Origin of the sequence: Achromobacter sp. Marseille-Q4954, from assembly GCF_943737025.1 — a bacterium.
In the GTDB taxonomy this organism is placed as follows: Bacteria; Pseudomonadota; Gammaproteobacteria; order Burkholderiales; family Burkholderiaceae_B; genus Achromobacter; species Achromobacter bronchisepticus_A.
Genome location: NZ_CALSFQ010000002.1, coordinates 121,974 through 134,183, shown reverse-complemented (window position 1 = coordinate 134,183; position 12,210 = coordinate 121,974). Strand labels below are relative to the sequence as shown.

The window sequence follows — 12,210 nt, the reverse complement described above, 5'->3', positions numbered from 1 at the left end:
CCACTTGTCCGCATCAACCCCGGCGCCATCGGCCGCGCCCAGCGCTGAACTCTCGCCCCAGGCGCAGCGCGGCAACATCGCCCGGCTGACGATCGCCCAGGCGCTGGCAGGCGCCAACGCCGTCGTGGTCTACGCCACCGGCGCCATCGTCGGCGACATGCTGGCGCCGGACAAGGCGCTGGCGACCCTGCCCATTTCCCTCTTCGTGGTCGGCATGGCCGCCTGCATCCTGCCCATGGGCGCCATCGCGCGGCGTTACGGCCGCCGTGCCGCCTTTCTCGCCGGCACGGCCTGCGGCGTGCTCGTGGGTCTGCTGGCCGCCGCCGCCATCGTGCTGAGCTCATTCTGGCTGTTCTGCCTGGGCACTTTCTTCGGCGGCGCGTACGCCGCCGTCGTGCTGTCGTTCCGCTTCGCGGCGGCCGACGGCGTGTCTCCCGCCCGGCGCGCCCGCGCCCTGTCCTTCGTGATGGGCGGCGGCGTGCTGGCCGGCGTGGTCGGCCCGCAACTGGTCACATATACGATGTACCTGTGGCAGCTCCACATGTTCGCGGCGACCTATCTTGTGCAGGCCGCGGTCGCGGCGATCTCGGCCCTGGTCCTGCTGGGCGTGCACCTGCCCATGCCCAGCGCGGCCGAAGTCGCGGGCGGACGGCCGCTGGGCTTGATCGCGCGCCAACCGCGCTTCATCACGGCCGTGGTCTGCGGCGCCGTCTCCTACTTGCTGATGAATTTCCTGATGACCGCCGCGCCGCTGGCCATGCATCTTTGCGGCCATTCGCAGGAAAGCGCCAACCTGGGCCTGCAATGGCACGTCATCGCCATGTACGGCCCCAGCTTCTTCACCGGACGCCTCATCACGCGTTTCGGCGCCGGACGCATCGTCACGGCGGGCCTGGCGCTCACCGGCCTGTCCGCGGCCATCGGCCTCACGGGGATCGACGTGGCGCATTTCTGGGTCACGTTGATCCTGCTGGGCCTGGGCTGGAACTTCGGCTTCGTGGGCGCGTCGGCGCTGGTGCTGGAATGCCATCGGCCCGAGGAAAGGACCCGGGTGCAGTCGCTCAATGACTTCATCATCTTCGGCACCATGGCGGTCGGCTCCTTCGCATCGGGCGGCCTGCTGGCCGCGTACGACTGGGCCACGGTGCTGTGGGTGTCATTCATTCCCCTGGCGATTGCGGCGGTCGCGCTGCTGGCCGGGTCCGCCAGGAGCCGCCAACAGGCTTGACCCTCACGCAACGTCATGTCCCAGAGTTCGTTCCGCGCCATCAACAGGAGGAATGCCGTGCAACTGAAAGTAGGAGAACTGGCCAAGCGCAGCGGACTGACCGTCCGCACGCTGCACCACTATCACGCGATCGGGCTGCTCACGCCTTCGGCGCGCGCCGACAACGGCTATCGGCTGTATGGCCGCGACGACATTGCCCGGCTGCATCAGATCCAGGCGCTGCGCCGCTTCGGATTGCCGCTGGCTGAAATCGGCGCTTATCTGGACCAGCCCGACACTCCCATGGACGAAATCATCGCCAGGCAGATCGCGATGCTCGACCGCCAGATCCAGCAAGCCTCCCGGCTGCGCGAGCGTCTCGCCCAGCTGCAGGGCCAGTTGGCGCAAGGCAAGGAGCCAGAGCTGGCCGATTGGCTCACCACTCTGGAACTCATGACCATGTACGACAAGTATTTTTCCCCCGATGAACTGGCCCGCCTGCCCATGTACCGCAGCAGCCAGGATGGCGACGCGGACTGGCTCGCGCTGATCAAGGAGGTGCAGGCGCAGATCGATGCCGGCGCCGCACCCGAAGAGGCGCGACCGCGCGAATTGGCGTTGCGCTGGATGACCTTGCTGCTGCGCGACACCAATCGCGACCCGCGCCTGCTGGTCAAGCTGAACCGGATGCACGAACGGGAGCCCGCGATGCAGGCGCACATGGGCGTCTCGCCGGCCTTGCGCGACTACGTGCTGCAGGCCTTCTCGGAAAGCAAGCTGCGGATCTACGAGAAGTACCTCACCGCGGACGAGGCGCGCTACATGCGTGAGCATTACGGCGACCGCATCGGCGAATGGCCCGAGCTGATGGCCGACGTGCGCGACGCGCTCGACGCGGGCGCGGCGCCGGACTCGGCCACGGCGCTGGCGCTGGCCCGGCGCTGGCTGGACCTGTTCCGCAGCTATGCCGGCAACGACCCCGCCACCCAGGCGAAATTCCGCCAGGCGCTGATGAACGAGCCCGAACTCACCGCCGGCACCTGGACCGATGACGCCACCCTGTCGTTCATGCGGCAGGCGATGGGCGCGCTGGCGGCGGCGCGCTAGGCCCGGTCCGGCAGGCCCCGTCACCGCCGGGCCTGCCCATTTGCTAGACTGACCGGCCCTGTCCCTCTCCTGCCCCAACATGTCCCAGGAAGTCCGCCCCGACCCCAGTGCCGACGATATCGCCAAGGAAATCTCGGCGGCCATCGTCGCGCACAAGCTGCCGCCGGGCACACGGCTGCGCGAAGAGGCGCTGGCGGGGGTGTATCAGGTCAGCCGGACCAAGATCCGCGCCGCGCTGCTGATGCTATCCAAGGACAAGCTGATCAACATCGTGCCGGACAAGGGCGCCTTCGTGAGCAAGCCGGACGCGAACGAGGCGCGCGAGGTCTATGCCGTACGGCGTATCCTGGAAGCGGCGCTCGCGCGCGAGTTCGTGGCGCGGGCAACGGCGGCGGACTACCGCCGCATCGACGCCCATCTGGCCGCGGAGCGCCGCGCGCTGGAAGGCGGCGACGTGCAGGAACGCAACCGGTTGCTTGGGCATTTCCACATCCTGCTGGCCGAGGCCGTAGGAAATTCCGTGCTCACGGGGATGCTGCGCGAACTCTCGGCACGCAGCGCCGTCATCACCGTGCTGTACCAAAGCTCGCACGATGCCAGTTGCTCGTCGCAGGAACATCACGCCTTCATCGAGGCCGCCCGCGCGGGCGATGCCGACCGCGCCTGCGCGCTGATGGATGCGCATCTGGAACACGTACAGACGGCGCTGGATTTCAAGAACGGCGGCCGCAGCGGCGGCGATCTGGTCAGCGCGCTGCTCAGTTGAAACCGGGCCGGCCGTGCTACGGCCGCGCCTGCGTCCCCGCCAATAGCTGGCCCATGCGCTGCTGCAGCCAGAGTTCCGTCTCGCTCAGGCTGCCGCCCCTCAGCCACAGCGTGCGCACGGACAGCATGGGCAGGAACAGGTCCGCGCAACGCACGCTGACCAGCGCGTTGCTGAAGCCCTCGTATTCGCCGATATTCAGCGGCAGGATGGCCCAGCCCACGCCATTGGCCGCCATGGCCGCGATGTTGTAGCTGCTGTCGGCCCGCCAGACCGAGGGGCTCAGCACCACCTGGTCTACGCCGTCCATCTGCATGAGCAACTGCCTGTGCCGCGCCAGATCGTTGCGCCCGACCTCGGGCAACGCGGCCAGCGGATGGCCCTGGGCCACGAAGATGCCTTGCGCCACGTTGCCCAGATGGCGGTGGGCGAAGGCGCTGCCGGGATCGCCGCGATCGAACTGGAAGGCCAGGCTGGCGCGGCCCTGCTCCACGTATTCGGCGACCTCCGTCGCGGTGCCGTTGAGCTGGGTCAGCTCCAGCGCCGGATAGCGTTCGGCCAGTTCCTTCAGCAACTGGTCGGCCACCAGATAAGGCAGGCCTTCGTCCAGCGCAAGGCCCAGGCGCGCTTCGCGCCCGGCGGCGAACGACAAGGCGCGCTGCTCCAAGGCGCCCGCTTGCCGCAGCAGCTCCTGGGCCTCCTGCAGCATGACTTCCCCGGTAGCGGTCAGCGTGGCGTTGCGCCGCGACCGGTCGAACAGTTCCACGCCCAGATCCGTTTCCAGCAGGCCCACCGAGGTGCTGACCGCCGATTGCGCCTTGCCCAGGCGCCGCGCAGCCGCCGAGAACGATCCCGATTCCGCGGCGGCGACGAAATGCCGCAGCTGGTCCAGTGTCCATTGCATATCCCAGCCCTCCTTTATCCATCCATTTTATAGATGGTTTCCAACTTTTTTATGGCAAATGGAAGATGGATAATGGCGCGCTCTGGAACCCGGCCATCCCGGCCCCGCCCGTATCCTCGGCGCGGCAGGCGTTTCAGTTTCAGGAGTAGAACCATGCAGCGGACTGAACCGAACGCTGTCGCCACGGCCGCGCCCGGCCGCTGGCTGGTGCTGGCCATCGTGTCCAGCGCCTTGCTGTTGATCGTGGTCGACATGACCGTCCTCTATACCGCCCTGCCCCGGCTCACGCATGAGCTGAACGTCAATGCGTCGGAAAAGCTGTGGATCGTGAACATCTACGCGCTGGTCGTGTCCGGCCTGCTGCTGGGCATGGGTACGCTGGGCGACCGCCTCGGCCACAAGCGCCTGTTCATGGCGGGGCTGATCGTGTTCGGCGCGGCGTCCCTGTGCGCGGCCTACTCGCCCGGCGCGGCCACCCTGATCGCGGCGCGCGCGCTGCTGGCCGTGGGCGCCGCCATGATGATGCCGGCCACGCTGTCCATCCTGCGCCTGACCTTCGCCGACGAGCGCGAACGCGCCATCGCCATCGGCGTCTGGGCCTCGGTGGCCTCGGGCGGCGCCGCGGTCGGTCCGGTGGTGGGCGGCGTGCTGCTGGAGCATTTCTGGTGGGGTTCCGTATTCCTCATCAACGTGCCCATCGTGCTGCTGGCGCTGCCGCTGGCCTGGCGCCTGATCCCGGCCAGCCGTCCGGACGCCTCGCGCCCCTGGGATCTGCTGGGCTCGCTGCAGGTCATGGCCGGCTTGATCCTGTGCGCCTACGCGCTGAAGGAACTGGGCAAGACCGCCCCTTCCTGGCGCGATGCCGGCCTGGCCTGCGCCGCGGGCGCGGCCATGCTCGCCGTATTCGTGCGGCGCCAGCGCGCGCGGCCCTATCCGCTGATCGACTTCGCCATCTTCCGCAACCTCAGCTTCAGTTCGGCGGTGGCGGCCGCGCTGTTCGCCGCCGCCGCGCTGCTGGGCATGGAGCTGGTGTTCAGCCAGCGGCTGCAGTTGGTCATGGGCATGTCGCCGCTCGAAGCCGCGCTCTTCATCCTGCCGCTGTCGCTGGCCGCTTTCATCGCGGGTCCTCTGGCGGGCTGGCTGCTGGGCCGCGTCAACAGCGCCACGATGCTGTTCCTGTCGCTGCTGGTCTCGGGCCTGGGCATGACCGGCTATCTGCTGAGCTATGACGCGGCGCTGCTGCCGCAGATGATCAGCCTGTGCGTGCTGGGCGCCGGCATAGGCGCCACCATGACGGCGGCGTCCAGCACCATCATGCAGAGCGCCACCCCGGAGCGCGCCGGCATGGCGGCCTCGATCGAAGAGGTCTCGTACGAGCTGGGCGGCGCGTTGGGCGTCACCCTGATGGGATCGATCCTGTCCGGCGTCTATGCGCACACGCTCGCCGTGCCGCCGGGCCTGCCCCAGTCCGACCTGGCGCGCGACAGCCTGGACCAGGCCCTGATCGTGGCGGACGGACTGTCGTCGGACCTGGGCATGGCCTTGACGCGCCTGGCCAAGACCGCCTTCGACACCGGCTATGCCGCGGTCATCGCCACCGCGGCGCTGATGCTGCTGGTCACGGCGGGATTCGTGCTGTTCAACCGGCGGCGCATGGCGGCCTGAAACCGGCCGGCCATGCCGGCCCCGGCTCAGCAGTTGCGGAAGGCGTGGTCCATGTCCGCGATCAGGTCTTCCTCGTGCTCCAGTCCGATCGACACACGCACCAGCCCCTCGGACACGCCGGCCGCCTCGCGCTCGGCCGCCGGCACGCCGGAATGCGTGGTGGACGCCGGATGGCAGATCAGCGATTCGGTGCCGCCCAGGCTGACGGCCGACTTGAACAGGTGCAGCGCATTGATGAAGCGAAAGGCCTTGGCGCGCCCGCCCTCCAGCACGAAGGCGAAGGTCGAGCCCGGCCCGGTGCACTGGCGCTTGTAGACGTCCTGGTAGGCCCGGTCGGCAATCATTTCCGGATGGAAGATCTGCACTTTTTCATGTGGATTGCCGGACAGCCATTGGGCCACCTTGGTGGCCGTGCGCGCGGCCTGCTTCATGCGCAGCACCACGGTTTCCATCGAGCGCGTGATCATCCAGCAGGAATGCGGGTCCAGCTGCGAACCGAAGGCGCTGCGGATGGCGCGCACCTTCTTGATCAGCGCCTTGCTGCCGGTGACGGCCCCCGCAACCAGGTCGCTGTGGCCGCCCACGTACTTGGTCAGCGAATACACGCACAGATCCACGCCATGCTCGGCCGGCTTCTGGAAGATCGGGCCCAGCAGCGTGTTGTCGCACACCGACACGGGACGATAGCCGTGCCGCGTTTCGAAGGCGTCCAGCTCATTCTTCATGGCTTCGAAATCGATCAGCGCATTGGTCGGATTGGCGGGCGTTTCAACAAAAAACAGCCGCACCGGCCCCTGGGCCGCCGCGGCCTCCAGCGCGGTGCGCATGCTCTTGGCCGACAGGCCGTCTTCGACCGCATGCGAGCCTATGCCCCACTCCGGGAAGATCTTGGAGATCAAGGTCTCGGTGCCGCCATACAGCGGCACGGACTGCACCAATTGATCGCCCGGCCGCAGAAAGGCCAGGAACACCGCGCTGATCGCCGACATGCCGCTGGAAGTCACCGCGGCATCTTCCGAACCATCCAGCAGCGCCAGGCGGTCTTCGACGATTTCCAGATTGGGATGGTTGAAGCGGCTGTACACCAGCCCCGCCGACTCCCCCTGCGGCAAGGGCTTGCGGCCCGAAACCAGGTCGAAGAACGCCGCGCCGTCCTCGGCCGAGCGGAACGCGAAGGTGGACGTCAGGAACACCGGCGGCTTGACCGCGCCCTCCGACAGGAAGGGGTCGAAGCCGTAGGACATCATCTGGGTTTCGGCATGCAGCGGGCGGCCGAAAATGTCCTTCTTGTGATAGCTGGAGTAACTCATGCTGTGCCTCTCTGTCTGGTTTCCGGATGCCCGGCCGGGCCGCCGGGCAGACGCGTCACGCATGCGGAAACGATAGCGCTGCCGGCCCCGGACTGCATGGAAGAATGACGGTGACCGGCCGCAAGGGCCTTTCCACCTGCATCGTCCGGCAGGGACAGTGAGAAACAATATTTCTCTTCACCAGGATTTCATGAAAGACGCTGCCGGGTTACATCGACTTGGCGCAATCGTTTGGAAAATCATGAGATCCCGCGGAAGATGGCTGGCGCAGCCTGCCCGCGGCCGCGCCCCTACATCACGCCGGGAACGACGCGGTTGCGGCCCTGCCGCTTGGCTTGATAGAGGCCGCGGTCGGCCACCTGGATCAGGTCGGTGCAAGGCTGGTCGCCTTGAGGCACCGCCGTGGCCGTGCCTATGCTGACCGTCAGCCAGGGGCCATCACCCGTGTCCTTCTGCGGAATCTGCATGGCCTCGACGGCGCGGCGCAGCTTCTCCGCGGCCAGCCGCGCGCTGCCGGCCGGCGTGCCCGGCAGCACCAGCGCGAACTCTTCGCCGCCGAATCGCGCCGCCAGGTCGGTGGACCGGTCGCAACTGGCGAAGATGGTGTTGGCCACCCGCTTGAGCGCCTCGTCGCCAGCGATGTGGCCATAGGTGTCGTTGTAGGCCTTGAAGTGGTCCACGTCGATCATGAGCATGCTGATTTCGCGGCCGTCGCGGCGCGCGCGCTGCCATTCCGCATTCAGGTACTCGTCGAAATAACGGCGGTTGCCCAGGCCCGTCAGGCCGTCGGAATTGGTCAGCCGGCGCAGCTCCATATTGCTTTCCAGCAGTTGCTGCTGGCTCTGGCGCAAGGCCTGGTAGGCCTCGTCGCGCTGCACCAGCGCCAGATACGAGCGCGAGTGATAGCGGATGCGCGCCACCAGTTCAATGGAGTCGGGCAGCTTGACCAGGTAGTCGTTGGCGCCGGCGGCAAAGGCCGCGCTCTTGATCGCCGGATCTTCCTTGGTGGACAGCACGATGATGGGGATGTCGCGCGTCACCGGATGGCCACGGTACTCCTGTACCAGGCTCAGTCCGTCCACGCCCGGCAGCACCAGGTCCTGCAGGATGACGGTGGGCCGGGTCTGGATCGCCACGGTCAGCGCTTTTTCCGGGTCCGAGCAATAGTGGAAGTCGATGTTGCCCTCCGTGGCCAGGGCCCGTCTGATGGCCTCGCCGACCATCACCTGGTCGTCGACGAGCAACACCATGGCCGCATGCGAATTCAGGTTCGCCGAAGCCGAGCTGTCAATGGGAGGTTGCATAGTGAGTCCTTGAATGCTGTCGTGGTCCGCGCGCTCAGGCAAAGGCCTGGATCACGCGGGGAGCGATTTGGTCCAATGGGCGGATTTCCACGGCCGCCTGCATGGCGGCCGCGGCCTTGGGCATGCCGTAGACGGCGCTGCTGGCCTGGTCCTGCGCAATCGTCAGGTAACCGCGCTCGCGCAGCGCCTTCAGCCCGCGCGCGCCATCCTGGCCCATGCCCGTCAGCAGCACGCCGACGGCCAGGCCGCGCCAGTGCTGCGCCACGCTATGGAAAAAAACGTCGATGGAAGGCCGGTACAGGCTTTCCTTGGGGGTTTCGGTGTAACGCAGCGTACCGTCGGCCAGCATGTGCAGGTGATCGCCCGTGCCAGCCAGCAGTATCTGGCCGGGCTCGGGCCATTCGCCCTCGCGCACCAGCCTGACGGGCAGCGGCGCCTGTTCATTGAGCCAGTCCGCCATGCCCGCGGCAAACGAGGCGTCCACGTGCTGTACCAGCACGATGCCGGCGGGGAACTCCGGCGGGATTCCCTTCAGCAGTTGCGCCAGCGCCGGCGGGCCGCCAGCCGACGCGCCGATGACCAGGAGCCGCTTGGCGTCCGCCAGCTGCATGGGCCGTGCGACCGGCGTCAGGGCGGGCCGCTTGCCGTAGCGGCCGATCAGCCAGCCCACGTTGCGGATCTTGCGCAGCAGCGGCGCCGCCGCCATGCGCATGTCGCCGCTGCCGATCACTGGCGTGTCCGCCGCGTCCAGCGCCCCGTGGCCCATGGCGTCGAACACGCGCGAGGTATGGCGCGCCACGTCGGCGGTCACCACCACGATCGCGCAGGGCGTTTCGGCCATGATGCGGCGCGTGGCTTCGACGCCGTCCATGATGGGCATGATGAGGTCCATCAGCACCACGTCCGGCCGGTCGCGGGCGCACAGGTCCACGGCCTCCTGGCCGTTGGTCGCGACCCAGGCGAGGTCCAGCCCCGGCTCCAGCGCGATCGCGCGCCGCAGCACTTCCACTGCCATCGGCATGTCGTTGACGATTCCGACTCTCACGTGCGCGCCTTTCCGATCAGGTCTTCCACCGCGTCGAGCAGCGCGTCGTCATGGAAGCTGCCCTTGGCCAGATAATAGTCGGCGCCGGCGTCCAGCCCGCGCCTCCTGTCTTCTTCCCTGTCCTTGTACGACACCACCATCACCGGCAGGCCCTGCAACTTGGGATCGGCCTTGATGCGCGACACCAGTTCGATGCCGTCCATGCGCGGCATGTCCACGTCGGTCACCACCAGGTCGAATGCCTCGCTGCGCAACATGTTCCAGCCGTCCATGCCGTCCACGGCCACGGCCACGTCGAAGCCGCGGTTCAGCAGCAGCTTGCGTTCCAGCTCCCGCACCGTGAGCGAGTCGTCCACCACCAGCACGCGCTTGCGCCGCCGCGCCTGTTCGGCCGCGCCCGCGCCGTCCACCCGGCTCAGCTGTCCGCCTTCCACCAGCTTCTGCACCGACACCAGCATGTCTTCCACGTCCAGGATCAATAGCGGCGTACCGTCGTCCATCAGGGCGCCCGCCATCACGTCCTGCACCTTGCCCAGGCGCGGGTCCAGGGGCTGCACCACCAGCGTGCGTTCGCCCACGTAGCGGTCCACGGCCACGCCGTAAAGCCGGTCGTGGTCGCCCACCAGCACCACGCACACCGTTTCGGCGGCCGGCGCGGCGCCGCCCGTGCGCAGGATCTGGCGCGCGGAAACCAGCCCGATCTGGCGGTCCATGAAACGGAAATGCTGATGCCCTTCGAGCTGTTCGATGTCTTCGGCGCGCACTTGCAGCGCGTGGTTGACGTAGGCCAGCGGGAAAGCGTAGATCTCTTCCTGCACCTCGACCAGCAGGCTGCGCACCACCGACAGCGACAAGGGCATCTCCAGCATGAAACGGGTGCCCTGCCCCGTCACTTGCTGGATGCGCACCGCGCCGCGCAACTGGCGCACCATGGTCTGCACCACGTCCAGCCCCACGCCGCGCCCCGAGATCTCCGTGACTTCGCCGCGCGTGCTGAAACCCGACAGGAACAGGAACTCCAGCAGCTCGGCCTCGGTCAGCCTGGCCGCGGTTTCCGCGCTGGCCAGCTTGCGCTGCACCACTTCCACGCGCAGCCGGTCCAAGGAAATGCCGGCGCCGTCGTCGCTCAGTTCGATCAGCAGCATGCCGGCCGCATGGCGCGCCGACAGCCTGATCCGGCCTTCGGCCGGCTTGCCCGCGGCCAGCCGGTCCTGCGGCATCTCGATGCCGTGGTCCACTGCGTTGCGCAGCAGGTGCATCAGCGGCGCATCCAGCTTTTCCAGGATGTCGCGATCCACCTGGGTGGATTCGCCTTCGATCTCCAGCCGCACCTGCTTGCCCAGCGCGCGGCCTACATCGCGGACCATGCGCGCCATGCCGCCCACCCCGTCGCCGAACGGCCGCATGCGGCAGGCCAACGCGGTGTCGTACAGACGCTGGGCCAGGTGGCCCATGCGCCAGCCAAATTCGTCGACCTCGCTGGTGCGCTGCGACAGCTCCTGCTGGCATTGCTGGACGATGCGCAAGGCATCGTCCAGCGCGGCTTGCGCCTGCGCGTCCAGCGCCTGGCCAGCCAGGGCCGCGCGCACGCCATCCAGCGCCTGGACCGCGCCCGCCTGCATGCGCTTCAGACGCAGCATGGACGCGCCGAAGGGCGCGATCCAGTGCGACTCCACCAGGGTTTCGCTGGACAGGCCCAGCAATTTATTGAGGGTGTCGGCCGTCACGCGCAGCACGCGTTCGCCCTCGCCCAATCCCGCGTCCGAGCTGCGCCGTTGCAGCGCGGTGGCGGGCGGCTCATCCAGGACCGGAATCGGCGGCAGGAAATCCGCGGGCTTGGGGAGCGGCGCGGCAGCCGGCGCTGCCGGCAGCGCATGCGGCGCATTGCTCAGCCGCGCCACCAGTTCGTCGATCTCGCTGCCCAGCTCCGCGCCCGGCGTGGCCACGCGCTGCAACAGGTCCGCGCCCATCAACAGGGCGTCGATGTCCGCGGCCTGCAGCCGCAGCCGGCCTTCGCGCGCCTCGACCAGGCAATCCTCCATGGCGTGCGCGATGCGCACCGCCGGATGCAGATCGACGATGCGGGCCGCGCCCTTGAGCGAATGCGCCGCGCGCATGCAGGCTTCCAGCTGCGGCGCGGACGTGGGGTCGTGTTCCAGCGCCAGCAGGCCCTTGTTCAGCACCTGCACCTGGGTGCGGGTCTCCAGCTGGAACAATTCCAGAAGCGAGGCGTCGCGCATCTGTTCCGGATTCACGCCAGGCTCCGTTCCAAAGCTTGCATCAGCAAGGTCTCGTCCAACACGCCCACCGCGCGTCCGCCGCAGCGGGCCATGCCGCGCGAGTACTTGAGGCTTGCGCCCTCCACGGTCGCGGGCAGGGGCTCCAGCCCGTCCAGGTCCACGGCATGCATGCCTTCGACCTCATCCACCGGCACGACCACCGCGCGGCCCGCGCCGCCCAGGATCAGCATGCGCGCCGTGGCGGGCCGCTCGCGCGCGTCCTCGACCGCGGCCTCCAGGCCCAGCAGGCGCGCCAGCGATACGCACACGGTAAGGGAGCCGCGCACGTTGGTCACGCCCAGCATCGCCGGGTCACGGCGGTGCGGCAGGCTCAGGATGCCGCGGCTGCCGGCGACTTCATCCAGCGCGCGGGTCGGCAGTCCCAGCCATTCGCGGTGCACGCGGAACACCAGCAGCGAAGACAGCCTGCCGCGCTCCTGCGGGGCCGCTTCGGCGCCCTGCTCTTCCATTTGCGGCGGCAGACGGTCAAGTATGCGCTTGGCCGCCGCCGCATAGACCGGACAGTTGCGGCAGTGCACGTGCTCGGCCAATTGCGCGCAACTCTTGTCGCCGCGGATGCCGATGCGGTTCCAGCAGTCGTCCACGTCGGACAGCGCGTGCATCAT

At 68.2% G+C, this 12,210-nt stretch carries 10 protein-coding genes; 4 read left to right on the top strand and 6 right to left on the bottom strand.

Features of this window, described 5'->3' with window-relative positions; genetic code table 11:
• Positions 1-4 precede the first annotated feature (4 nt).
• The 3 genes from NGK62_RS18640 (at position 5) to NGK62_RS18630 (ending at position 3,080) form a co-directional block, all read left to right on the top strand.
• Positions 5-1,228, top strand: coding sequence for an MFS transporter (locus NGK62_RS18640; protein ID WP_251879753.1), 1,224 nt, complete (start codon positions 5-7; stop codon positions 1,226-1,228).
• 57 nt (positions 1,229-1,285) lie between these two features.
• Positions 1,286-2,314: a MerR family transcriptional regulator gene (locus tag NGK62_RS18635; protein WP_059373637.1), complete on the top strand. Its 1,029-nt coding sequence runs from the start codon at positions 1,286-1,288 to the stop codon at positions 2,312-2,314.
• A 79-nt stretch (positions 2,315-2,393) separates the two neighbouring features.
• Complete coding sequence (locus NGK62_RS18630) at positions 2,394-3,080, top strand: GntR family transcriptional regulator (protein WP_059373109.1); 687 nt, start codon at positions 2,394-2,396, stop codon at positions 3,078-3,080.
• A 16-nt stretch (positions 3,081-3,096) separates the two neighbouring features.
• Here NGK62_RS18630 and NGK62_RS18625 read toward each other — a convergent pair whose 3' ends face one another.
• Positions 3,097-3,981, bottom strand: coding sequence for a LysR family transcriptional regulator (locus NGK62_RS18625; RefSeq protein WP_251879752.1), 885 nt, complete (start codon positions 3,979-3,981; stop codon positions 3,097-3,099).
• Between the two features lie 153 nt (positions 3,982-4,134).
• On the opposite strand from NGK62_RS18625, the gene NGK62_RS18620 reads away from it, so the two are divergent.
• A complete protein-coding gene (locus NGK62_RS18620; protein ID WP_251879751.1) occupies positions 4,135-5,646 on the top strand; it encodes an MFS transporter in 1,512 nt (503 codons plus the stop codon).
• Between the two features lie 26 nt (positions 5,647-5,672).
• Here the strand turns inward: NGK62_RS18620 and NGK62_RS18615 are convergent, their stop codons facing one another.
• The 5 genes from NGK62_RS18615 to NGK62_RS18595 all read right to left on the bottom strand — a co-directional run bounded on the left by NGK62_RS18615 (position 5,673) and on the right by NGK62_RS18595 (position 12,210).
• Positions 5,673-6,956, bottom strand: a complete 1,284-nt coding sequence (locus NGK62_RS18615) for a cystathionine gamma-synthase family protein (RefSeq protein ID WP_059373115.1) — start codon at positions 6,954-6,956, stop codon at positions 5,673-5,675.
• 290 nt (positions 6,957-7,246) lie between these two features.
• Positions 7,247-8,260, bottom strand: a complete 1,014-nt coding sequence (locus NGK62_RS18610; RefSeq protein WP_059373117.1) for a response regulator — start codon at positions 8,258-8,260, stop codon at positions 7,247-7,249.
• Between the two features lie 34 nt (positions 8,261-8,294).
• Positions 8,295-9,305 carry a chemotaxis response regulator protein-glutamate methylesterase gene (locus NGK62_RS18605; protein ID WP_059373119.1) on the bottom strand — a complete coding sequence of 337 codons (1,011 nt, stop codon included), beginning with the start codon at positions 9,303-9,305 and terminating at the stop codon, positions 8,295-8,297.
• Positions 9,302-11,560, bottom strand: a complete 2,259-nt coding sequence (locus tag NGK62_RS18600) for a hybrid sensor histidine kinase/response regulator (protein ID WP_118933286.1) — start codon at positions 11,558-11,560, stop codon at positions 9,302-9,304. The genes NGK62_RS18605 and NGK62_RS18600 overlap by 4 nt, the downstream gene beginning before the upstream one ends.
• On the bottom strand, positions 11,557-12,210 hold the full coding sequence (locus tag NGK62_RS18595; RefSeq protein ID WP_223283417.1) for a chemotaxis protein CheW: 654 nt from the start codon (positions 12,208-12,210) through the stop codon (positions 11,557-11,559). The genes NGK62_RS18600 and NGK62_RS18595 overlap by 4 nt, the downstream gene beginning before the upstream one ends.